24 protein-coding genes are annotated in these 22,881 nt (G+C 57.6%); 12 read left to right on the forward strand and 12 right to left on the reverse strand.

Going from position 1 to position 22,881, the window contains the following annotated elements; translation table 11 throughout:
• Positions 1-2 precede the first annotated feature (2 nt).
• From AC1D1Y_RS20750 to AC1D1Y_RS20760, 3 genes are all read right to left on the reverse strand, one after another.
• Entirely contained in the window at positions 3-1,445 is a 1,443-nt protein-coding gene (locus AC1D1Y_RS20750) for a caspase family protein (protein WP_477684004.1), read from the reverse strand.
• A gap of 53 nt (positions 1,446-1,498) precedes the next feature.
• A complete protein-coding gene (locus AC1D1Y_RS20755) occupies positions 1,499-3,220 on the reverse strand; it encodes a hypothetical protein (RefSeq protein ID WP_477684005.1) in 1,722 nt (573 codons plus the stop codon).
• Positions 3,221-3,526: 306 nt separating this feature from the next.
• The gene (locus tag AC1D1Y_RS20760; RefSeq protein WP_477684006.1) at positions 3,527-3,799 is read right to left on the reverse strand and encodes a hypothetical protein; all 273 of its coding nucleotides are present in this window, start codon (positions 3,797-3,799) and stop codon (positions 3,527-3,529) included.
• Positions 3,800-4,219: 420 nt separating this feature from the next.
• Here AC1D1Y_RS20760 and AC1D1Y_RS20765 point away from each other — a divergent pair, with 420 nt between their 5' ends.
• From AC1D1Y_RS20765 to AC1D1Y_RS20790, 6 genes are all read left to right on the forward strand, one after another.
• On the forward strand, positions 4,220-4,648 hold the full coding sequence (locus AC1D1Y_RS20765; RefSeq protein WP_477684007.1) for a hypothetical protein: 429 nt from the start codon (positions 4,220-4,222) through the stop codon (positions 4,646-4,648).
• A gap of 83 nt (positions 4,649-4,731) precedes the next feature.
• Positions 4,732-4,956, forward strand: coding sequence for a hypothetical protein (locus tag AC1D1Y_RS20770; RefSeq protein WP_477684008.1), 225 nt, complete (start codon positions 4,732-4,734; stop codon positions 4,954-4,956).
• Positions 4,957-5,111: 155 nt separating this feature from the next.
• A complete protein-coding gene (locus AC1D1Y_RS20775) occupies positions 5,112-5,582 on the forward strand; it encodes an STM3941 family protein (RefSeq protein WP_477684009.1) in 471 nt (156 codons plus the stop codon).
• Between the two features lie 82 nt (positions 5,583-5,664).
• Positions 5,665-6,048, forward strand: coding sequence for a hypothetical protein (locus AC1D1Y_RS20780; protein ID WP_477684010.1), 384 nt, complete (start codon positions 5,665-5,667; stop codon positions 6,046-6,048).
• Positions 6,049-6,909: 861 nt separating this feature from the next.
• Positions 6,910-7,401 carry a hypothetical protein gene (locus AC1D1Y_RS20785; RefSeq protein WP_477684011.1) on the forward strand — a complete coding sequence of 164 codons (492 nt, stop codon included), beginning with the start codon at positions 6,910-6,912 and terminating at the stop codon, positions 7,399-7,401.
• Positions 7,402-7,589: 188 nt separating this feature from the next.
• Complete coding sequence (locus AC1D1Y_RS20790) at positions 7,590-7,886, forward strand: hypothetical protein (RefSeq protein ID WP_477684012.1); 297 nt, start codon at positions 7,590-7,592, stop codon at positions 7,884-7,886.
• Positions 7,887-9,474: 1,588 nt separating this feature from the next.
• On the opposite strand, the gene AC1D1Y_RS20795 is transcribed toward AC1D1Y_RS20790, so the two are convergent.
• Positions 9,475-9,816, reverse strand: coding sequence for a hypothetical protein (locus AC1D1Y_RS20795; RefSeq protein ID WP_477684013.1), 342 nt, complete (start codon positions 9,814-9,816; stop codon positions 9,475-9,477).
• A gap of 20 nt (positions 9,817-9,836) precedes the next feature.
• Here AC1D1Y_RS20795 and AC1D1Y_RS20800 point away from each other — a divergent pair, with 20 nt between their 5' ends.
• Together AC1D1Y_RS20800 and AC1D1Y_RS20805 are read left to right on the forward strand one after the other, a co-directional pair.
• A complete protein-coding gene (locus AC1D1Y_RS20800; protein ID WP_477684014.1) occupies positions 9,837-10,220 on the forward strand; it encodes a hypothetical protein in 384 nt (127 codons plus the stop codon).
• A 135-nt stretch (positions 10,221-10,355) separates the two neighbouring features.
• On the forward strand, positions 10,356-10,781 hold the full coding sequence (locus AC1D1Y_RS20805) for a hypothetical protein (RefSeq protein ID WP_477684015.1): 426 nt from the start codon (positions 10,356-10,358) through the stop codon (positions 10,779-10,781).
• Positions 10,782-10,835: 54 nt separating this feature from the next.
• On the opposite strand, the gene AC1D1Y_RS20810 is transcribed toward AC1D1Y_RS20805, so the two are convergent.
• The 4 genes from AC1D1Y_RS20810 to AC1D1Y_RS20825 all read right to left on the reverse strand — a co-directional run bounded on the left by AC1D1Y_RS20810 (position 10,836) and on the right by AC1D1Y_RS20825 (position 13,370).
• Entirely contained in the window at positions 10,836-11,606 is a 771-nt protein-coding gene (locus AC1D1Y_RS20810) for a toll-Interleukin receptor (protein WP_477684016.1), read from the reverse strand.
• A gap of 129 nt (positions 11,607-11,735) precedes the next feature.
• On the reverse strand, positions 11,736-11,996 hold the full coding sequence (locus AC1D1Y_RS20815) for a hypothetical protein (RefSeq protein ID WP_477684017.1): 261 nt from the start codon (positions 11,994-11,996) through the stop codon (positions 11,736-11,738).
• 292 nt (positions 11,997-12,288) lie between these two features.
• The gene (locus tag AC1D1Y_RS20820; RefSeq protein WP_477684018.1) at positions 12,289-12,807 is read right to left on the reverse strand and encodes an SMI1/KNR4 family protein; all 519 of its coding nucleotides are present in this window, start codon (positions 12,805-12,807) and stop codon (positions 12,289-12,291) included.
• Positions 12,808-13,046: 239 nt separating this feature from the next.
• Entirely contained in the window at positions 13,047-13,370 is a 324-nt protein-coding gene (locus AC1D1Y_RS20825; RefSeq protein ID WP_477684019.1) for a hypothetical protein, read from the reverse strand.
• Positions 13,371-13,587: 217 nt separating this feature from the next.
• Here AC1D1Y_RS20825 and AC1D1Y_RS20830 point away from each other — a divergent pair, with 217 nt between their 5' ends.
• From AC1D1Y_RS20830 to AC1D1Y_RS20840, 3 genes are all read left to right on the forward strand, one after another.
• Complete coding sequence (locus tag AC1D1Y_RS20830) at positions 13,588-14,364, forward strand: hypothetical protein (RefSeq protein WP_477684020.1); 777 nt, start codon at positions 13,588-13,590, stop codon at positions 14,362-14,364.
• 96 nt (positions 14,365-14,460) lie between these two features.
• On the forward strand, positions 14,461-14,946 hold the full coding sequence (locus tag AC1D1Y_RS20835; protein WP_477684021.1) for a hypothetical protein: 486 nt from the start codon (positions 14,461-14,463) through the stop codon (positions 14,944-14,946).
• Positions 14,947-15,046: 100 nt separating this feature from the next.
• Complete coding sequence (locus tag AC1D1Y_RS20840; RefSeq protein WP_477684022.1) at positions 15,047-15,247, forward strand: hypothetical protein; 201 nt, start codon at positions 15,047-15,049, stop codon at positions 15,245-15,247.
• A 26-nt stretch (positions 15,248-15,273) separates the two neighbouring features.
• Here the strand turns inward: AC1D1Y_RS20840 and AC1D1Y_RS20845 are convergent, their stop codons facing one another.
• The 4 genes from AC1D1Y_RS20845 to AC1D1Y_RS20860 form a co-directional block, all read right to left on the reverse strand.
• A complete protein-coding gene (locus tag AC1D1Y_RS20845; protein ID WP_477684023.1) occupies positions 15,274-16,080 on the reverse strand; it encodes an oxidoreductase in 807 nt (268 codons plus the stop codon).
• Positions 16,081-16,119: 39 nt separating this feature from the next.
• Positions 16,120-19,194, reverse strand: a complete 3,075-nt coding sequence (locus AC1D1Y_RS20850) for an efflux RND transporter permease subunit (RefSeq protein WP_477684024.1) — start codon at positions 19,192-19,194, stop codon at positions 16,120-16,122.
• Positions 19,191-20,315 (reverse strand): efflux RND transporter periplasmic adaptor subunit, encoded by a 1,125-nt coding sequence (locus AC1D1Y_RS20855; RefSeq protein WP_477684025.1) that lies wholly within the window; start codon positions 20,313-20,315, stop codon positions 19,191-19,193. Before AC1D1Y_RS20855 ends, AC1D1Y_RS20850 begins: the two co-directional genes overlap by 4 nt.
• An 84-nt stretch (positions 20,316-20,399) precedes the next feature.
• A complete protein-coding gene (locus AC1D1Y_RS20860) occupies positions 20,400-21,017 on the reverse strand; it encodes a TetR/AcrR family transcriptional regulator (RefSeq protein WP_477684026.1) in 618 nt (205 codons plus the stop codon).
• A gap of 109 nt (positions 21,018-21,126) precedes the next feature.
• Between AC1D1Y_RS20860 and AC1D1Y_RS20865 the strand changes: the two genes are divergently transcribed.
• Complete coding sequence (locus tag AC1D1Y_RS20865) at positions 21,127-22,587, forward strand: efflux transporter outer membrane subunit (RefSeq protein ID WP_477684027.1); 1,461 nt, start codon at positions 21,127-21,129, stop codon at positions 22,585-22,587.
• The last annotated feature ends 294 nt before the right edge of the window (positions 22,588-22,881 follow it).

Raw genomic sequence — 22,881 nt, forward strand, 5'->3', positions numbered from 1 at the left:
ATTCAACCCTTCTTTTTGAAAAGCCTGGGACAAGACGACAGTTGGTTGACATCTTCTTTAGACAGCAGCGGATTGGATTGAGCCGCTACAAGCGTATTGAGCTGAACACGACCAGGCTTGTTTTCGGGGTGCGCGAATGTGTAGATTGCCCGAATAGGAACCCCCGCGTCAATCATTGATATGGTTACCGCCTGCACTGCCTTCCAATTAGTAGCTGGACCACATGCCACGGCATTGGTTTCAGTTGACTCGGGCAATTCCGCAGGCCTTGCGATAAACGGAATACTGGACTTGTTGAGTGCGTCCAGAATTTTTAAAGCGTCACGATTTTTCCGATAGTAAAAAACCTCTGCTGCCGGAAAATTTGTACGGAATTCCCCAGGTGGTGCTTTAGCTCTTTCCTTCGGCAAATTGACGACACTGACAGGCTCCACCTTTAACGAGGTTGTTCCAGGAGAATTTTTCGGCAGTTTCGAAGTGGGCCCGGGGGATTCAGTTTGAACACCTGTCACGCTGGTGAAGGCGGGTGCAAAAATCATTTGTCCACCTGTTTCCTTGAGAGGACCAAACTGCGGGGTCTGCATCGACTGGCGGGGAACTTCGCGCCGGAGATAAGCAGCGAGCTCTACCGCCTGGACTATTCCGTCTTGATCCGCATCAGCTATGCGAGTGCTTATTCCTGCGACGAATGTCGGGGCAAATACGCTTCTTCCAGGAACCCGCTGAGTGGCACTCCCCGAACTGAGAAACTGCACGCTGTCGCGCTGCAACTCTTCCAGAACGACAGGCCGGATCTCCTCATTCCCCGCCGCGCGAAAAATTGCTCCGGAATAGCAACTATCAAAAACAAATAATGTGTGCTTCGCAGAAGACTCGTTTGCCAGGGAGCGAATAAGCTCCATAGACACAAGTCGAGTTTTGAAATTCGGCTCGTTCGCAGAAGGCGCATCCGCTCCAACAAGGTATCCGACACCTCTGCTGTCTGTCCAGCCATGCCCGGAAAAATACACGATGGCGCGAACATTCTTCCCCATCGACTTTGTCAAAAAACTCTTGATTTCTTTGAGAAGTTGATCCCCCGTGGGGTCTTGCACTCTTGTTACGACGAAGCCCTGATCGGACAGTGCTTTTGAGACTTCTGCCAACTCGCCTGCAATTGTGGGTAGGTTCGGCCACGCCGATGCATGGGAATAGGATGAAGTGCCAATCAATAGCGCGTGACTGCTTTCATACACAAGCTTTGAACTACCTCCAGCTGTCACGAGTAGTCGCCCGGGAGAATTTTGAGCATGGGCAAGAAAACTCAAAACCATTGCGCTCGCCACCAATAACTTTGCGCAGGGCCGGATAACCGATACGCCACTCCTGCTTGGTTTTTCTGCAGCCCACTTCAAGCTCAGAAAACGGAAGCAGCCAACCGCTCCGGCAGTTGTGACCATAGTCATATCGTCCTCCATTTTGTCGGATTTGATACCGGAAAAACAACGGCGACCGACTTCTAGTCCGGATAAAACCGTACTTCAATAATTTTCGGGATTGAATTTTGTGAAGACTCATTCACGACAAATTCAGTTGGCAGGTCTTCCGTTCCTCCGTCACTTCTGCGGAGTTGCATGCAGTGACCTTCAGCGACAAATGCCCTCCGAGTCGTTAGGTCATCTGCACGGCTAAAACAGGATTTTTTCCCTGCCTCGCTTGGAATCCATATCAACGACGCGTTATTCAACCAGTCAGCGATTACTGCACCATCCCTGTTAACGCTATCACCTGCCGCCAACTCCCTGTCCGGCAGATTTACGGCACGCCGGACCGATGTCAAACGTACTTTCTCGCCAAACATCTCCCGCCATTTCGCAGCATCCTTGGACAGTATGGCCGTTGGAATGAGTCCACCTTGCTTTGCCGCCGCACCTTCCCGATAGATTTTCGAAGACTCCCACACTTTCCTTCTCTGCTCACCAAATTCCGGCTGCAAACTTGCGGGGACTTTCAATTGACTCAGCGGCTCCATCCCGGCCAGTCTTAATGCATTAATGCACAAATCGTCGCTCTCATTTGCGGGACGAAATTCCCCTCTTCTGCTCCATGGCGAGTCCATCAAGTACGCCCAAATAACTGCTGTTCTGTCAAATTTTTCCAACCCTAACCGTTGTGCCAAAAATTCGTCTGCATCTTTGCAAAAATCCTGAATTTTTGCCGCTGTCCCGATCAACATCGCTTCATGTAATTCCCGTATGTCGAGACGAATCACCTCCCGCAATGTCGTTGGCTCTCCGCCTCCCCTTATGAACTCGATGCCTTTAATGCTTGCCGATTCGGCAGGAATTCCGGAAAGCCGATTACCGTCTCCTAGGATTGATTCAATCCGCAAATTCTTCAAGGTAAACAACCGCGCATCAGGTAAATCCCGAGTGCCCAAGTGAACATGAAGTTCTTTGGTCCATTCAGGGTTTCCGGCTGTAGGCATGGGATTGAAAGCCCGAGCGGTTGGTGGCGGTGTGTTTGACACCGAAAAAAGATTAGTCAGCACGGTATCGACATGCTGCCCCTTTGCTTTTAGGTCGTCTTTTTTTGCGGCTGTCAGCGGTATTCCACCACTTAGTAACGAGACGAATGGCGCGGCTTCCCCCACAAAACTTCCCAATGCCTTGAATGCTTCAGTTTGATTGGAGTTAATTCGCACAACTCCGATTTGCACCTCCACCAGTTGTGGCGCTTTTCGCGCAGGATTCAGAAAGCGTTGAGCCACTTGGTCGGTAAGTGCGTTTGAAGCGGATGTTTGACTACCGTCCGATTTGAGATGGACTATGACGACAGGCGAGTTCTCGACTGCCCCGTTGATCCGAGGTCGGACGGTAATCAGCAGCTCTTGACCACTTCTCCAAAATACGGCCTTGAGTTTGTCAATAAGTATCTCGTGCGCTCTCCGTATATCTGCCTCCGCCAGGACGTTGTTTTGCGTGTCTCCTAATGTGACAAACATTCGCCAGTAGGCGCCATCAAAGCTTTGGGACTCTGTACTTTTTACTTCGGTAAATGCAATCGGCTGCGCTGCCCAGCTGGCGCTTGCAGCAGAGGCAGTCGGTGCAACTTCAGATTTCGATGTGGCGGGGGGCTTCTCGCCTGTAGTTCGAGAGGCGGATGAGCCAACGGTGGTTTGCGCGCAACCCGCGATGCATAGAATGATCATCCCCAAACCTAGACCGGATTTGCCAACCATGACGCCTCCCCCTAAATGTTATGTCGTCCTAAAATTATTGTCAGAATGGCTTGCCTCTGTAAATGCTGCAGCGACCGACGGTTGATAACGTCTCTGTTGTAACTACGAAAGATGGTCGTGCAGATAGTTGATTAGAACTATCCATCTCCTCCAAATAGATGATGTCAGCAAATGAACAAGCTAAACTTCTGGTTGCCACGGCCGCTGCCGCACATCAGGTGTCGCCTCCTTCCTCAGGCGGTCGCACTCTGCTGAACATAGCTAGCAGCAGAACGTCGTAGACGATCTTCAGGGCCCCACCCACAATCAGCGGCCATCGATCCCCAGGCCCTTGAACGCCATCAGTGCCGAGGCGGCCAGCAGCAAGGGCTTATGGTCGTAGCGCGATGCGTGCGTGCCAATCAACAGGGTCAAGATGCCGGATCCCAACAAGGTGGTGGTCGCGATGAGCCCGACCTGGAACGGTGTCAAGCCCAGATTGAGCAGGTAGACCGGCAGCAACAGGCTTACGAAGCCGTCGCCAAATCCCCGGATCGCCTTGGCGGCTATCAGCCGGTTAAGGCTTGTGAGGTGAAACATATGCGACACCAAAGAAAAAGAGATAGCTGCCTTCCACTGGGGTTACTCCGGTGGATATTTTCAGAGAGCTCGACCGCCCGAACCCTGTCTTCGTATGAATACATGAACTACCTCCTGGCAGTCCAGGTTTTTGTCCGCATCCCACACCCCCAATCCTCTCATCGAATCTTGACCCAGCTGGGTTACAGGCAGCGATGGTCAAACGCAACAGAATCGACGGTATGGCCTGTGTTCGTTCATATTGAGGAGGCGGCAACCACGCTGTCCGCCTAGAATCGATTTTCGGGGTTTGGTCCTTTTTTATCGAGCGGAACGAAACTCAAAATAGACAATAAGTCTTTTAATAACAATCACCCGGGTGGGCTTTCAGCGGCCAAGTTATACCGCAGACCTTGCGACATACATTACGTTAGGCCCCCAATGTCAGACAGCATATTCGCCAAAGCCGAAGAAGGTTTCCCTTCCATTCCCTGCGCAGGTGCGTGGGTCCATAAGCTCGCCGGCTTGCCTCCAGAGTACGTGGTCGAACCGCGGGTGCTGCGCGATGAAAGCGGCTACATCAAGGGTGGCAAGATCGAGAATTCGGCTCCCCTGCCACAAGCGATCATTTCGCAAGTCATTCAGGTACTTACTACCGAGGCCCACTATGGCGATCGCGGCATGGGTGCAAGGTGTTTCTTCCCCGGGTTTGCCTTTTTGTTCGGAGACGGTGCTGAAAGAGTTGAAGTTCTCGTGTGCCTGGAGTGCTCTTGGGTAGTCTTCCATTCGCGCGCAGGAGAGCAATGGCTTGTGCCCAACCAACTCGGCGAGAGCAAACTCAAGGCCCTGTATGAGCGGCTGGTGGCCTAATGGGGCCTCGTCTTTATCTTCTCGCGGCGTTGGCGTCTTCGCCGATTCCGGCCTCCGCGCACGGTCTTCCAGACCTATCGGGCATGGTTTTCTTATTGGAGCTCCTAGTCTTTGCCATTGCGGCACTGGTCATTCTTGTCTTCGAGGTGCGCGATGTCTCGTGGCTGCACGGGCTGCTGAGCACGGGAAAGTTCGCCCTCATTTTCCTTGGCGTCCTTGTTGTCGTGGGCGGAGGCTATGCCGCGATCACCGGCGACAGCCAATCGCCAATCGGGGGGGCGAAGCCGCAGGAGCTTTCTTGGGCCTAGTTGGCGCCTTTGCGTATATGCGCCGAGTGCGACGCCTTCGCACCGGGGCTCACAATGCGTCGTAACTTGTCAATCGACACGGACCCACAACAGCAGGAGGCGGCTCCGCCGTTCATGTTGGTGGTCCAGTCATTTTTACGTTAGAAGGCAGCCACATGCGGGACGAACTCATCTTCAAGGCCAGCCTCAAAAAGGCACTATTGCTGTTTCTCGGGTGCATCTGCTTCGTTGTTCTCGGCGCTTGGATGATCACCGAGAAGTCAGTACTTGGCTGGTTGTGCGTTGGCTTCTTTGGGTTAGGCATTCCGGTGTCGCTGCTCATGATGCGCCCGAACACAACGTACCTTCGGCTCGACCAAGAGGGGTTCGAAATAGTAGCCATGTCACGCCGCTCAGCATTCAAGTGGACCGAAGTCGAAGGATTTCACGTGGGAAAGATGCACGGTACAAAAATGATTGGCATCGTGTTCAGCCCTGAATGCACTAAACAGCAAGCCGCGCGAGCCTTCGCATCTTCTATAGCCGGAATCGGGGGCGCCATCGCGGATCACTACATCACGCCCATCGAGGAAGTATGCAAAATCATGAACGAATGGAAAATTCGCTATGACAGTAAAGCCATCTAACTTGACGCCGACGACTTGCCGCGTTCGGTCGCTTCGCTCCCTCCTGGCGAAAGTCGCCGGTTACACGCATGTTAGGCGGCACATGAAACTGCACTCGTTACTCGTCACAATGATTTTCCTGGGCTTCACGCCTTTCGCTTTGTGCCAGCCGAAAAGCGAGCCGACCAATGTTTGTGAGACTGGACCCCTTACCAGGCAGTACGGAGGAACGGAGTGGTATGTGTACAGCTGCAGTGACAGTCGCTCACTTGTCGTCGTCGGGTCCCCCAACAATCCTGCAGCCAAACCGAACGCTTTCATTGTTTCTTCAAAAGATGGCGTCAAGCGACTCAACGGCGCTGGAGAAATGATGGGCACGGTTCTCGCCACATATGACGACCTGAAAGCACTGAAGCAGGTAGATATTTCGGCTCTTATCACTGACACGAAAAATCAGGCTCGCTCTTCGGTGAAGAAAAATCGGTAGTGCCGCCTGACAATTCATTCAAGCCGAAGCCGCTTCGCGGCTCGGCTTAATTCAGGCGTCAGGCATCGCAGGAGTCAAACTCAACAAAGTCGACTGTATGGCCTGTGCTCGTTCATATTGAGGAGGCGGCAACCACACTGTCCGCCTAGAATCGATTTGCGGAGTTTGATCCCCTTTTTATCGAGCTGAACGAAACTCAAAATGGACAACAAGTTTTTTAATAACAAGCACCTGGGTGGGTTTCCAGCGGCCAGGTTATACCGCAGGTCTTGCGGTACACATTACGTTAGATCGCTATGCGTTGCTTGATTCTTGTCGAAGACACCTTCCAAGTCACCGGGAGAGGTCTTGTCATAGTGCCAGGCCCACTCCGAGAGGAAGTAACGGGTATCGGAAGTCTCCCGGTCGAACTTCGGAAGCCTTCGGGAGAGCGGGTGCAAGCCAGGTTGACCCTCACTCATACGCATCAGTCTCCTCCCGCGCCCCCTGAACTTGCCAAACAATGGACTTCCATACTGCGCGGTGTGCGAAAGGAAGATGTTCCGATTGGCACTGAAGTGTGGGAACTGGAAGAGTCCGAAAGCTCAAAACTCCTGGCCGAGGATCGCGCAATCTTCTTTAAGGCGAGCGAAGAGGCAGGCAGTGGCGGATCGTCAAAAATTCGTTGCGATATGTGTGGATCACCGATCACATTTCGATGGCAGGGTTCAGTTGGGTTCCATTCCTGCGAGTGCGGGAAGTTCTCCGGCACGCTGAGGGGTCTCTGACTGTGAGCGCGCGACCTACCCAGCAAGCCGATACGGACGTCCAAAGGCGTCCCATCCTTGGTCACCGGTCACAAGCACGTTAGGCAGTTTATTCATGGCAGTCAAAGTCAAATTCCTGAGCGTTGTTGTACCGATCGAGAACATCAACAAGAGCTCTATCGAGGGAGGGCTTTCCGGCCTGCTGAAGCAATTCGGTAACAGTCGCGGAAAGTCCTTCTGGCTCGATGAGCACCTCTATGTCGAATTCGCAATGAACCCGATCGACATCCAGTCATTGGTCGAAAAGTGGGAGTCCCTTGGCCTAAGCTCTCGCACCGAAGAAGGCGGTCAGCGGATGTGGAGAGACCTTTGCGTTGTTGACTTCTACCAAGGCCCCACCCTGCCCTGCAGATGGCTGACGTTTGATCCAAACGCGAACACGGTGTGGAGGAGTGGTACAGCTCCCGGAGCTATCGTCGGTCCGGACTCAGAAGGGGATCCGGCTCCATTGTTCATACCATCAGAGAAGATGGCTGAAATGGCGAGATTTGCGACCTCTGGCCTGGGTCGCAACGTTGAGGCAAAGCCATGGTGGAAGTTTTGGTAGACCGCATGCCTAAATCGATTTGCGGAGTTTGATCCCCTTTTTATCGAGCTAAACGAAACTCAAATTGGACAATCAGTCTTTTAATAACAAGCACCTGGTTGGTTTTTAGCAGCCAGCTTTTACCGCAAGCGCCAAGTTATACCGCAGACCTTGCGGTATACATTACGTTAGATTGCACGGGAGGCAACGTGGACACCGAGATTCAAGAGGCCGTGGAATCGGCATACCGGCTGGAGCGGGAGCACGGATTTCTGGAGCTGGGCGCCATGAGATCCGACGCGACCTTCACGGCTCTCATCCGCCTCGATCAAACCAAGAGTTTGGCCGTTTTGGACGGGTGCCCCGACTGGCTCATTGAACAACTACGGGAATGGGCAGAAGCCTTTCAAGAACGCGGTTCGTTCGGCTTCATTTCGAATCTCGGCGAAGTAGATCATTCCGAACTCATGGGCCGTGTAGCGCCGCTCGTGCTCGGGGCAATCTAATATGGCAATCGACGCGGACGTCCTATCGGCTGGCTTTCGCCAGCCTACTGTCCATCGGACATTTCTGCGTTAGACCTCTAGCATGTCACTCAGCGCTCGTTCGACAACCGCATTGACCGTGGCTCTAGTTGCAGTGGTCGCAGCCGCGGTTCTGTATGCCCTGTCCGCCACGAAGCGAACCGTTACCTGTACGTCCGCTATGGCGTTGGCGGGTGGCGCGCAACTCCAGGGACAGATGATCTATCACATCGACTTCGAGCGGAAGGTCATGGGCTCAAGCCAAGGTGACAAGCCGATTGCCGTCACAGGGGACATAGTCAGTTGGGAGCACTCCGGCCTGACCCCGGATCGTGCCAGTCAAGTCACAGAGAAGGGGCGGCTTGATCGAAAGACCGGAGACCTCCAAGTTCAGCGCCGGCTGGTAGCGTCAAATGGTCTCGTTGATGAAACGGTCACTACGGGCCGGTGCAAGGGGGGCGCTTGAGGTCTAACAAGTCGATCGACACGGACGTTCTCGCGGCGGGCTTCACCCACCTATGGCCCGCCGGTCATTTCCGACGTTAAGCGTCACGAAGACATATGCCACAACACAACCGTCATCCGTTGAACGTGCCTGGTGACTTCTACGTTGAAGATGGCTGCTGCGTCGCATGCCTGGTCCCGTTCGAAGCAGTACCCGAACTCCTGCGGTACGACGAAGAGGCTTCGCACTGTTATGTCTGCCGGCAGCCAAGAAACTTGCAGGAACAGCAATTTATGGCTGAGGCAATGGGCCTATCAGAAGTCCGATGCATTCGGTACTCAGGCAGAGAGGAGCACATCCTGAATCTGCTTTCTCTTAAGGGGGAACTGAGTCAATGCGATCAAGAGGGCAGCTCAATCCAAGGCGTGCGAGGCAACGATTCAGGATCCGGAAGCAAGCCCACATTGGCCAAGCGGGTGTGGCGACTCTGGACGCGAAAATGACGCCTAACCCTTCCATCGAGCTGACATGCCCCGGTAAGCCGGGTCTTGCAGCTCATGTCAAACGTTAGACGGCATGGGACGATCGCTCAAGCTCATTGCGCGTTGGTCAGCGGCCCTCCTGCTCTCGCTGCTGATTGTACTGCCTGGTGCATTCGCTGCTGCAACCTTCGGGGCCTCGCTGGCGGAGCGGGAGTACTACGCGGGCAGAGAGCGACCACCCTTGGGAGAGGACGACTTGGGGTTGGGTCTCGTCGCTGTTGGTGCGTTTTTTTTGTACGGTACCGGTGCTTTCATCGTTGTGTGGCCATTCGCCCTCTGGGGCTCTTACCGGTTTGTCCGCAGGGTTGTTGTCTAACCGGACCGATGCGTCTAGGAGTAGCTCACCTATGAGCTCTGACGCTGCTTTGGCAAGAGATTGCAGTTCGATTCCTACGGCCCGCTAGACACCGAGCCCACACCTGTGTGATCCATGATTGTGGTTCTAAGCGGGCATCAATAGCGTCCGGGGTTCTTTGCTCTGGTGTGTATGCGGACGGCGACCCCATCTTGACCAACAACTACTTTCGGGCACATAGGCGGGGCATCAGCAATCGGCTAGAGTGAACTTCGCGATCTGTGCCGCTCAGGGAGCGAACTGGTATTCACAAATTACTTCGTCCTGATGGGTGACGTGCATGAAGTCGTATCCAATACGGCTCTCTTTAAGGCACTTGGCAAGGCGCTCGCAGCATTTCGCCACAGAGTCGACCGAGACTCCGTATCCGTCACCTTCCACCTGGAAAGGCGCCTCGGGAGTGATGTTTCCGACATAGCCGATCTCGAAGTTTCGCGCGCAGTCATCGAGGCGCAACGCCCATTGACCGACTGTTACCGCAAAGCCAGAACCGATCAACACCTGTGCAAACTTCTCTTTGCTCTCAGGGTAAAACACGGTGCCTTGCACATAGGAGTCAGGAATGTTCATAAAGCGTCTTTGGATTGCGGATGTTGGCGGGCGACCATGATGATACGGGTGCCCGCAAGACAAAGAAAAAGCAGCACGCCGACACCAAGGCGTTCAGCCTGGCCAAGATGGCCGCCTATGTCTCGAAGTACCTCACCAAGCACCACGCGGAAGGCTTGGAGGGCCGCAGGATGTGGGACAGCACCCAGAGTCTCACGCCGCCTAAGGCAATCACGCTTGAGTTTCCAGAGGGGCCGCTGGCCGATATCATCTCGGCCGCGTTTGAATGTCCACCCGGCCACAGGCGGCTCGTCACTGGCTCAATAGCTTTGGTGATTGTTGGGTACTGGACACCGAGCCAATACCGGTCTAGCGGCCGCTATTTTTGTTGTTGTGGCTGTTGGGCTGCATTAGCGCCCTGGTAGACCTCTTTGTTTTTGGAGYGGGCCAGCGTTGGGAAACGTCGTTCGTCTCCCCTCAGGTTCGTTCATCGGTGAGCTGAGTTGCCATCTGATTCAAGACATGCCATAGTCTGTTTCAAAATGAAATAGGGGGTGTCTATGAAATTCTATTCAAACGAAATAATTCGTTCGACATGGCTGCTGTTGCTCTTAAGCTGCTCTGTAGCCCATGCACAAAGCCCCGGTTGGCAATCTGTTGCCGTGTCTTCCGATGGGCTGCAAATTTATGAAGCGAAAAATGGTTCCTTCCAAGTCGCGAAGAGCAAAGGCGGTGAAGAAATTGCTGTCGTGATTGGTAAGTCGGAGAATAAAAGCACGTCCACAATTGAGGTTCAAAAATGGTATGTGAAGACTGCCGATTGCCGAGCCAAGTACGGGAAGCTCGTAACTTTGGATGTTGACGGGTCGTTTAAATTTGAGAACGACTTCGCTGAGGGCGCTGGCAATATCGCTGCAGCCAAAGCCGAATTCATATGTGACGTTTACCACTACAACATGGAAGCGAAGCGGAAGAAGAGCCTTTGATTAAGTTGATTTAACATGATCGATCCACCTCGCTATTCCCTGCGGTCGTCTTCGCTATATTTCCTCGCCCGGTTTAGCGTTCACTCTCCGTTCAAAGTCTTGCAGGTTACTATTAATCAAACCACCGACTGGAAGATGCCTAGCGATATTCGCAAGCGAGTTATCTCTTAACTTTCTATCGTAGTATTCTTGAAGGCCTGCAGCGCTGTTTATTTTGTTGCTAGGCTCATCTGCCGTCTGAACTTCTAGTGCTCGAAGTCGGTTGCTCAATCCTCTGGTGGTTGTGAGAATTTCATTTAGCACATTCTCTTCACTGCGTGGTTTGGTCTTTTCTTTCTGGGGATTTTGCGCCAATGCAGCTGCGAATCCTGTTTCGAATTGCGGCCAATAGGTAGCAAATACCTGGGCTAAGGTTCCTTCCTCGAGTGCCAATTGTCCTGAGCTAGCATTAAGTGTTTGCACTAGTCCCCACACGCTCTCCTTGTCGGGAAAGGTGTGGTTGAACTGAGCCAGCGGATCTTCCAAATCCGTCGATTTCAGGTCGATAAGAAAGGTACAGACGCGGCTAGATGACAAGCCTTTTGCGAGGGCTCCGGCTTCGAACAAGATCCAAGGTCTATCCTTATTTTCTTGGGTCAGGCAGATAACGCCAACCGATGTTTCTTTGAGCTGATCCCCAATCTCGCTAAACCAAAGTGCACCACGATCAATATCGCGTGTAGATATCCAAGGCTTACTCGCTTGAATGACGCACTTGATCCAAGAGGTAAGCAGAGTGGCGACTGCTTTACTTCTGGTACCCGACCAGCTAACAAAAATCTTCATGCTGCCCTCCTTCGTTTGTTGGGTGTAATCTCGCTCTGGTTGTGCAAAGATATTTCCCATTAAGTCGCGGGGTACGGACCACTGATGTCAAATCTCGCAAGGCGAGAACGATGCGGACGCACCGGAAGGCTAAGAGGCGTAGGGATTGCGACTGCAACACGCCCACGTCACTGACGCGGCAAGATAATAGTCCTTCATGCCGATAGCGCAGGAAATGGGTGGGCCGCCGGGGACCGCGGTGCAGAACGGTGGGATCGTTTCCGCCGCGGGTTTGACGGTTCCGTTCTTGGCTTCCGTTTTAGGGGCGGCGATGGCCTGCGTTGTTGCTAACAGCGCGGCCAATGTGAGGGTAAGGGTGGTGAGCATGCGTTGCAGGGTTTTGTGCGACATATTTTTTCCAAAGGTGAAGGGAAAACGGCAGCTTTGATCCGGTGATGGGCGAGCCAGTGGGCTAAATGTAGGCCAGCCAGGACGTAAAAGAACCCTCCGATTAGGGGAGGGTTTTCTTAACATCACAAAGATCTTGGTGTTTTATCAACGGGTTTTATGAGACAGAGTTTTCATAACGAGCCCGGAAGATACATCGTGGAAYGCTGAGGCTATTTCGTTTTAGCTTTGTGATCTCGAAGAGCCTGTACCAGAAGCCGTGACGACACCTGAAACGATAAACACACTCTCGCTCCTATTTCCCCTCAATTAAAGCTTGATACTCGCTCCGGTTGTAGTCCACCAACGAGAGAAACCACTCGCTAAAGCTCGGAAACGTATCAATCACTTGCCCAGCAAGCCAAAGAACTGTGCCAGGTGAGTGAGATCGCGATGTCGATATTGCGAAGACATCTGTATTGAACCTAGAGACTGCAATAGGAAGCAATTCATCTCTACTGAATCCACAAAGATCACTCAAACTCTCCAAGCTCTTGAGTAGCTCCTCAGCTCGCTGACACCGAGGCCCTTCCAACAAGTCTGACGTGCCAAACACATCGACTGATTGAAAGAACCAGTCCCATCCATTTGCGTGTAAAAGAAATGCACGATGCTCTGCATCGAGGGAGAATCCGAGGCGGGCCTCAATATCGCCAATTTCTTGCTCAGTTGCTGCAACGCCCGGCAAGGCATGATCCCACACATGCTCGACATCCGCGTCGGCTACTTTTCGCTTTACGAGAACGGCAATAGCGATTTCTTTCACCCAATCCATTACAGATCCCTTTCATATATAAAACGTGTTGGCTTGTAGCGGAGACTTGCTTCAAGTAGATTGCGCGAGTGGCTGCTTTTGGCCGAAAGCGGCTGTTGGCTATTAGACTTGATTCTCTGCCCTCCTCCGATTCACTCATCGAATGAATCGTTCAGGTTTTGGCAGTCCATCCGGCTTCACATCAACAGCACTTGGCGTCTGCTTGAGCGCATCCTTGCAGTAAAAAGCAGAACAAGGGCTTAAGCACCAAGCTTGGCTCTTCGCCGCCCTCTGAAGATCCACCGATTGACATTGATGGCCAGGCCGCCAATCAAAAAGATGACGCTCATTGGAAAGGTCAGCATGACCAGCCACGAAAATCCCGTCACCGCATTCGCCATAGCTGTCACCCACGAGTGGCCCTCACATACCGCCTGCCAGGAAAGCTTGCAATTGAAGTGATCGAAGAGCGGTAAGCATGCCATCAGCAGGCCATAGGGTGCGAGGCCTGCAAATCCGCACAGCGCGAAGTAGCGCCATCCAATCAGCTTCTCGGTGGGCTCATCCTGGGTCTCTGTCGTCATGACGCCCTTTCATGCATGTGGCGGCGATTTGGCATGTCAATCTCCCATGCTTTCCCGGATGGTATCTGACGCGACGCTGGGCCGGGACGTGCAGGCCATCTACCTCAATTAGATGACGCCCCCTTCCCCGCTCCTGGATAAACTGGCGCTGCGCCAGGTTTCGGCGGCAGCAACCCGCCTGGGCAGCAAGCAACAACAATCCACAGAGGGACGATCCATGAAGGCTTTCTCAACAGCGGTATCCAGAATCGCGGCGGGCTTATGCCTGGCTTGCGGCGCGGTGCTGATCACGGGGTGCGCGCCGGCGACCCCCATGTTCCAGCAGCTTGAACACGACAGGACCACGCAGATCAACCTGATCGTCGAGAAAGCGCCTTTTGAGTACACCCCCCCTGTCCACCCCGAGAGCACCATTGTCGGGGCCGGCTTCGCGACCATCATGCTGGGATCGCTGGCTGTGCAGTACAAGCTGGGCTACATCCACGACACCTTGAACCAGAAGGCCCTTGAGCAAAAGATCGCCAATGATTACCGCCAGGTCTTTGTCGCCGCGCTGGTCCAGGAGCTGTCCAAACTGGGCATCACCGCGACGGTGATACCGTTGCCCTACGAGCGCAGGGCCCTGAACCACGACCGCGTTCTCTACCGGCCGACGTCGCAGGACCTGGCAAAGATTCCCAAAGAGCCGCCGTCCTTTTATCTGAAGCTGGACATGGGTAGTTGCACGGTCTACAAGATCACGCCGTGCATCCGGTACATCCTCAATTCGACGGAGGTCGAGACGGCGCCCGGGCCCACCCAGAAATACGGGGGAATGTTTGTACTCGAACCCGACCTCTGGACGGTTCCGACGGTGCCCACGCCGCTGCGTTTCGAATCCATTGAGGAGGCCGGCGAGAAGATCCGTGAATTCGACGTGGAGATCGCCCGCCTCGTTCCGCTTGCGGCCCAGCGGCTGGCGGTCGAGGGAAGGAAGCGGGTGCCTCCGCGATAGCCTGTCCCAGGGGCACCCTCCTCCTTCCACGCATCTCCGATCATTCAGCGCATCAAAGGCGGGGGCCGACGCCAATCGATGAGTCCGTAGATCAACTTGCCATTCCTTAAAATGCACAATCCTCTTTCTCCCACGGCGGCCCGCCCAAAAAGACAGATCCTGGCCGTACTGCTGGTACTGATGTCGACAGTTGCAGCGGCACAAAAACCAATGTCGGCGCCGATCATTGAAACATGCGAGGGCCTGGTTCGCTGTGAGGCCGGTATTGGAAAGCTGTCGCCCGGCGAAAATGCCAAACTGCAGGAACTGCTTCGATTGCTTTCTCCGAACGCCACGGAGAGTCAAATCACGCAGGCATTGAAGTCCAAGCCCTTCGAAGTGACCCCGCAAATACGGGCCATCGTGGGGCCTTCAGGCACGATGCTCAACAAAGGCCTTTGGTGGGTCGGCGAAAAACGCGAATCGGAGTTAGATCCTCATGTCGACGTCCTCTTCGTCAACGGCAAGGCGACCATGTTCGTCTGGTGGATGGCGAGCCTGAAGAAACATGTGAATGTTCAGCTTTCCCAGTATCCTCAGTGAAGGTACAACAGGCTTGTCGTTCTTTCAATTGCAGCCTCCACAAACCGGGTTTCGCCACTGAGGTAAATTCATTTCACGATTCCGATTTCCTGGGTACTTGATGAAGAAAAAACACCCGCGCTGGATGAATGCCAATGAAGAGTCTCAAAAAAAGACCCGGTATCTCGGATATTGGATAACGGCCGTGGCATCAGCGCTCTTTGGCCTGCTCGCGCTGGTGACTGAGCCCCAAAAAGCACCGGACGATGCGGCCAGAAAGGCCGCCGCCACGCGGGCCCAACCGGCTGCTGCGCGTCCCTGACCAAGCTGCCGCCGGGCCGCGGATTTTCAGCCGAGCCCGAATGACTTCCGCAGGCTGGCATCGAAAAAGCTTGCAGGCACGAAACGGCGCAGTTTGCTCAGGAGGGATGCCCGGCCGGCCGGCGTGCGGCGCATATGCCAGCAGCCAAGTGCCGCTTCGACGACCGTGTCTGCCAAGTCCGAGGGTTCGGGTGCGCCGTTGACGCTCGCGGCGAAAGCGCGCGAGACAATGTCGCGCTCACGGTCATAGTCCGCGATTTTTGACTTTGCCTGAGCCGAGCTGGCTTCGAACCTGGTCCTGGTGTGGGCGGGCTCGACCAGCGTCACGCGGATGCCGAACTGGCGCACCTCATGGTCCAGGGTTTCGGACAGCCCTTCCACCGCATGCTTGGAGGCCGAATAAAGCCCCATGTAGGGAGCGGGCAGAAATCCGAGCACGGAACTGATATTGACGATCCTGCCGTAGCCTTGCGCGCGCATGTGCGGAAGCACTGCCTGTGTGGTGCGCAATATGCCGAACACGTTGGTGTCGAACAGGGATGCAGCCTCGTTGGTGGTGGTTTCCTCCACCGCGCCGATCATGTTGATTCCCGCGTTGTTGACCAGCACGTCAATACTGCCGGCCTGGCCGATGATGGACTGGATTGCGCTTTGAACGGAAGCGTCGTCGCGAACATCCATCTCGACAAGTTCGACATTTGGCAGGGGTGTCGCTTTGGCAATGCTGCGCACGGTGCCGAACACCTGGCATCCCAGCTTCGCGAACTTTTCCGCGGTAACACGCCCGATGCCTGATGACACCCCGGTCACAACAACAACGATGGAATTCGACATGACGGATCTTTCGACAGGTAAATAGGGAGGAAGCGCAAATCAGCGCGGATCAGCTTCCGGCGCCGGGCGGATCCCGAACCAGATGGAATACATGGCCGGCAGGAACACCAGCGTGAGGACCGTCCCGGCGAAGGTGCCGCCTATCAGCGTGTAAGCCAGCGTTCCCCAGAAGACTGAATGCGTCAGCGGGATAAAGGCCAGCATGGCCGCCAGCGCGGTCAGGATCACGGGCCGTGAGCGCTGCACGGTGGCCTCGACCAGCGCACGGAAAGGGTCCAGGCCCGCCTGTTCGTTGTGGTGGATCTGCCCGATCAGGATCAGGGTGTTGCGCATCAGGATTCCGGACAGCGCGATCAGGCCGACCAGGGCGTTGATGCCGAAGGGCTGCTGGAACAGGATCAGGGTGGGCACCACGCCGATCAGGCCCAGGGGACTGGTCAGGAAGACCATGACCATGGCGGAGATCGAGCGCACCTGGAAGATGATGATGAGCAGCGTGATCGCCAGCATGATGGGGAACAGCGGCAGTATGGCTTTGGTCGCCCTGCCCGATTCCTCGATGGCACCGGCCTCTTCGATGCGGTAGCCACCGGGCAGCTTGTCCATGATGGGCTTGAGCTGAGGGGTGATGGCGCTGGACACGTCGGGCGGCTGCAAGCCTTCGGCGATGTCGCCGCGCACGGTGATGGTCGGCATGCGGTCGCGCCGGCGCATGACCGGCTCTTCGGCGCGCACCTCGACCTTGCCCACCTGCGACAGCGGGATGCGTTGCCCGGCGGCGCCGGTCAAGGTGAAGTCAGCGATCCGGGCAGGGTCGAGCCGGGTGCCGCCGGCCGAACGGGCCACGACCTGCACCGTGCGTATGTCTTCACGCACGGCGGTCAGCGGGACGCCGCTCAGCAAAAACTGCAGTTGCTGCGCCACGGCGCTGGAGCTCAGGCCCACGGCCTGCAGCCGGTCCTGCTGCAGGGTGAAGTGCAGCGTCGGGTTGCGCGTGCCCCAGTCGTTGTTGACGGTGCGCATCATGGGGCTGGCATCCATGACCTGCTGCACCTCGGCCGCGATCTTGCGCAGCGTGTCCGGGTCCGGCCCGGTGACCCGGTAGGCGACCGGGAACGGTGAATACGGGCCGAACACCAGCTGGGTGACGCGCACGCGCGCCTCGGGGGCCAGCCCTTCGGCTACCGCCGTGCGCAGCCGAATTTTCAAAGCCTCGCGCTCCTCCTGGCTGTCGGTGCGGACCACGATCTTGGCGAACGAAGGGTCGGGCAGTTCCGGGCCCATGGCCAGGTAGAAGCGCGGCGCGCCCTGCCCTACGTAGGCGGTGACGATTTTTGCTTCCGGCTGCTTTGCCAGCCAGGCTTCCACTTTCGCCGCGGCGGCGCTGGTCTGCACGATGGCCGTGCCATACGGCATCTGCACCTCGACCAGCACTTCGGGACGGTCGGAGATCGGAAAGAACTGCTTCTTGACCACCGCCATGCCCAGCACGGCCGCGGTGAAAAGGCCCATCACCGTCGCGGCGACCAGCCACTTGCGGGCGATGACGCGCGTGAGCATCCGGCGAAAGCGGTTGTAGCGCGGCGTGTCGTAAAGCGCGTCGTGCCCGCCTTCGACTTTTTTGAGTCCGGGCAGCAGCTTGACGCCCAGGTAAGGCGTGAACACCACGGCGACCACCCAGGAGGCGATCAGCGCAATGCCGACGATCCAGAACATATTGCTGGTGTACTCGCCCGCCGTGGAACGGGCGAAGCCGTTGGGCATGAAGCCGACGGCCGTGACCAGCGTGCCCGAGAGCATGGGCGCGGCGGTGTGGCTCCAGGCATAGGCGGAGGCCGCGGTGCGGCTGTAGCCCTCCTCCATCTTCACCACCATCATTTCGATGGCGATGATGGCATCGTCCACCAGCAGGCCTAGTCCCAGGATCAATGAACCCAGCGTGATGCGGTCGAAGTTTTTTCCGGTCGCGGCCATCACGATGAAAACCGCCGCCAGCGTCAACGGCACGGCCGCGGCGACCACGATGCCGACGCGCCAGCCCATGCTCACGAAACACACCACCATCACCACCAGCAGCGCGACGAAGAACTTGACCATGAACTCGTCGACCACCGAACTGATGTTGACGGACTGGTCGGTGACCTTGCTCAGGCCCATGCCGAGCGGCATATCGGCGTTGATCGCAGCCAGTTCTTTGTCCAGCGCCTTGCCCAGGTCCAGCCCGTTCCAGCCGTCGCGCATGACAACGCCGAGCAGCAGCGCCGCTTCGCCGCCGTTGCGGATCATGAAGGTGGCCGGGTCTTCATAGCCGCGCTTGACGGTGGCGATGTCCGACAGCTTCAGGGTGCGCCCCTGGGCCACGACCGGCGTGTCGCGGATTTTCTGCAGTTCGTCGAAAGCGCCGTCCAGGCGGATGAAGACCTGCGGTCCCCTGGTTTCCACAGAGCCGGCCGGCGTCAGGGCATTCTGGCTGTTGAGCGCGCTGAACACGTCCTGCGGGCTCAGGCCCAGCGTCGCCAGGCGCGTATGCGAGAACTCGACGTAAATGCGTTCGGGCTGCTCGCCGACGATGTTGACCTTCTTGACGCCGGGCACGCGCAGCAGTCGCTGGCGCAGCGTCTCGGCATCACGCACCAGCAGGCGCTGCGGTTCGCCTTTGGCCTTGAGCGCGAACAGGGCAAAGGTGACGTCGGCGTACTCGTCGTTGACCATGGGCCCGATCACGCCGGACGGAAGGCTGGCGGCTTCGTCGCTGACCTTCTTGCGCGCCTGGTAGAACTGCTCCTGCACTTCCGAGGGCGGGGTGGTGTCCAGCAGGGTCAGGGTGGTGAAGGCCAGGCCAGGCCGGGTGTAGGTTTCGCTGCGGTCGTACCAGCGCAGTTCCTGCAGCCGCTTTTCAAGCTTCTCGGCGACCTGGTCCTGCATTTCCTGCGCGGTGGCGCCCGGCCAGGCGGTGATGACGGTCATCACCTTGACCGTAAAGGCCGGGTCCTCGGCCCGGCCCAGCTTGAAAAAGGACACCAGCCCGGCCAGGGAGATCAGGCCGATCAGGAACAAGGTGACGGAGCGCTCGCGCACGGCGAGCGCCGACAGGTTGAAACGGCCTTCGCTCATGGCCGCGCTCCTGCGGCGGCCGCGGTGGCGACGGCGGCTTCGCCCGCCACCCGGACCTGTTCGCCTTCGCGCAGCAGGTGCGTGCCGAGCGCGACGATGCGCTCGCCCTGCTTGAAGGCGCCCGCAATGCGCGCGCTGTCGTCGTCCAGCCGCTGGACCGTGACCGGCCGCCAGGAAACCTTGGCCGGCTCGCCCTGGATGACCCAGACACCCGGCCCCTTGCCGGCATCGAACAGGGAAGCGATCGGTACCGACAAGCCGCCTTGTGCAGCGGCAGGCACATTCGCCTCCGGGATATTGATGGTGACCGTGGTGCCCAGGGGTGCGTTGGCCAGTTCCCCCTCCAGCACGTAGCGCGCCTCGAAGGTTCGCGTCAGCCTGTCCGCGGCATCCGAGAGCTGCCTGAGCTTGGCCGGAACAGCCGCGCCTTCCCTGCCGAAGAGCGTGGCCGTGGCGCTTGAACCTGGCGCGGGGCGCAAGGTTTCGGGCAGCTGGATGATGGCTTCACGGCGGCCCGCATGCGCCAGGCGCAGCACGACCTGCCCTGCGTTGACGACCTGGCCGGGTTCGGCCAGCGTTTCCATGATGACGCCGTCGGCATCCGCCACCAGTTCCGTATAACGGCTCGCGTTACGTGCCACTTCGGCCTGGGCTTCAGCCGTATTGAGCTGGGCTTTGGCAGCGTCCGCAGCGGCTTTCACCTGGTCGTAGGCCGAAGCCGATATCGCGCCGGTTCCGCGCAGGTCGCGGTAGCGGGCTTCTTCCTCCGCCGTTTGCTGGGCCCGTGCCCGGGCGGCGGCGACGGCCTCTTGCTGGGCATGCGCCGCGAGCTTCAGGTCAACCGGGTCTATGCGCATCAGGGGCTGGCCGCGCTTGACGCTTTGCCCCGCATCGACAAGGCGCTCCAGGACCTTGCCGGAGACCCGAAAGCCCAGGTCGCTTTGCACCCGCGCGGCTACCGTCCCAGTAAAGGAGCGTGACGCAAGAGCCGCGTCCCGGATGGTGGCGGCGCGTACCAGCGGCGTTTCGCTACGGGGATCGGAAGGCTTTTTGTCGCCGCAGGCTGCCAGGGCAAGCGTCAGTGCGGGCAGGACGGCAAGGAAAACGAGGTGGCGGCGCATAGAAATCCCATCAAGTTCAGACAGGATTTCATTTTGATACTAGTGACCAATATTGTCAATAGTCACAATCAAAGTAGCGCAAATTCAGCGGGACAAGCTGCGCAGCACCAGGCTGGACAGCTGCGCCGGCGCGTCCTCGGTGTAATCAAAGCTGTACTGCAGGAGCAGCGGATTGAGGTAGGGGCGCATGACCAGGTAGATCGCGGCGGCCGTCTCGTCGAGCGGCGTCTTGCGCTCGAACTCCTCGGTTTCCCGCCCCTGGCGCAGCACGTCCTGCAGCAGGGCCTGGATGCGGCCCTCAAAGGCACGCACCGCTTCCCAGCGACCGGTTGCGGCGGAAGCCGCGATGTCGTAGAGCTTGCGGTCTTCAAAGAACAGGCGAAGGCTTGACTCGACGATGGTCTTGAACATGCGCCGCAGCTTCTCCGGCGGGCCGTCGACGGCGTCCACGGCGGTCCTGACGTCGGTTTCGATCTCGCGCAGGCAGTTCGCGCAGATCAGTTCGCCAATGGCCTGCTTGGATTCGAAGAACTTGTAGATGTAGGCCTTGGAAAAGCCTATGGCCTTGGCGAGGTCGGAAACCGTGGTCTTTTCGTAGCCGTAGAGGCGGAAGTGCTGGGTCGCGGCCAAAACGATCTGGTCCCGCACATCGTGGTCGGCCGGGCCTCGGGCCGGAGCCGCATTGGTGCTTTCTTTACTCATGTCCACAGCTTACCTCTTGCCAGCAACTTGCACAACGAGTGACCATATTGTAATATGGTCACATTTAATTCAGCCCAAACTCCCCTTTTTACTTTGCGGAAGCTGCCCCATGCTACTCAAACGCACTCTCATCATCCTGGCCATCGCCAGTCTTTCGACGGGTTGCGCTGTCGGGCCCGATTATGTCCGGCCCGAAACGCCCCTGCCGGACCGCTACCTGGGCCAAAAGGCGCTTGAACAGCGCCAGGCCGGCGCCGTCGCCGATGCCATCGCCTGGTGGGAAGGCTTTGGCGATCCACAGCTCACCCGCTTCGTCAAGCTCGCCTTGGCGCAGAACCTCGATCTCGCGCARGCGTCCGCTCGTGTCACCCAGGCCCGCGCGGGACTGGGGGCCGCCGATGCCGCCTTGCTGCCTTCCGGCAACCTCAGCGCCCAGGGGACGCGGGCCTACCAGTCGCTTGAAACGCCCTTGGGGCAGGTCTTGAATTCACGCCCCAATTTCGACCGCAACGGCAGGGCCTACGAGGCCAATCTCGGCGCAAGCTGGGAGCTGGACCTGTTCGGTGGTTTGCGCCGCGGACGCGAAGCGGCGCTGGCCGACTACCAGGCTTCGGAGGCCGGCGCGACGGCAGTCCGCCTTGCGGTGGCGGCGCAGACGGCCGACATCTACATCAGCATTCGCGGGCTGCAAACCCGCGTCAACCTTGCGCGCAGGCAAGCGCAGACGCAACAGGAACAGCTGTCCATCATCCAACTGCTGTACGGCAAAGGCCTGGCCGCCGAGCTCCAGCTGCGACAGGCCGAGGGCGCGCTGGCCCAAGTGCGGGCGTCGGTGCCGGTCCTCGAAGCCGGACTGGAGACGGCGATGAATGCGCTGGACGTGATGCTGGGTACCTCGCCCGGTACGCACCGCAAGGATCTGGAGGACGCCGTCCCGGTTCCAGCCGCCCCGCAGATCGCTGCAACCGGCTCACCGGGCGATCTGCTCAGGCGCCGGCCCGACCTGATCGTGGCCGAACGCCGCCTCGCTGCGTCAAACGCCCGTATCGGCATGGCGATCGCCGAGTACTACCCCAAGCTCTCGCTGAGCGGACTGGTCGGCAGCGCGACGTCGGTGCCTGGCGGCAGGCTGTTCACCAGCAGCTCAAGCCAGGCCGCCGGCGTGCTGGGCCTGCGCTGGCGCCTGTTCGATTTCGGCCGCATCAACGCGCAGATCGACCTGGCCAAGGGCCAGGACGCCGAGGCGCTGGCCGCTTACCGGCTTGCCGTGCTGCGCGCGACCGAAGACGTGGAAAACGCTTTTTCGTCCCTTGTAAAACGCGAGGACCAGGCCGCCCTGCTCACCCAAGGTGTGGACTCGCTCGGGCTGGCGAGAGGGGCTTCGTTCGCGGCCTACCAGAAAGGGGTCGTCAGCCTGGTCGAAGTGCTGCAAGCGGACGAGAACCTGCTGCGCGCCTCCGATCAGCGGGCGCAGGCGCAAACCGAATCCGCACGCGCGGCGGTCGCGGCCTTCAAGGCGCTGGGGGGTGGTTGGCAGCCCCGGGAGCCGGAAGCGCTGGCAGCAAGGTAGTTACTTCAACCGCCAGCGCGGCCCGGCTGGTATGCACCAGTCATAACCCGGCCGGGTCTTGCTCCGGCTTGCGCGCTCTCCGCTGAGGCTTGCTGGCCGGGGGTAGCCCGGCGGCTACTCACTTTTCTTTTGCTTCGCCAAAAGAAAAGTAAGCAAAAGAAAAGGCGACCCTGGTTGCTGCGTCCCTCCGCTTCGCTGCGGGCAACCTGCGGTGCTCGGTCCAGGCGGGGTCTCGCTAAACTCGCCTTCGGCTCAGACAACGCGATCCCTGATCCGCCTGAACCTCCGCTCCTC

The organism is Polaromonas sp. P1_G1 (assembly GCF_056405595.1).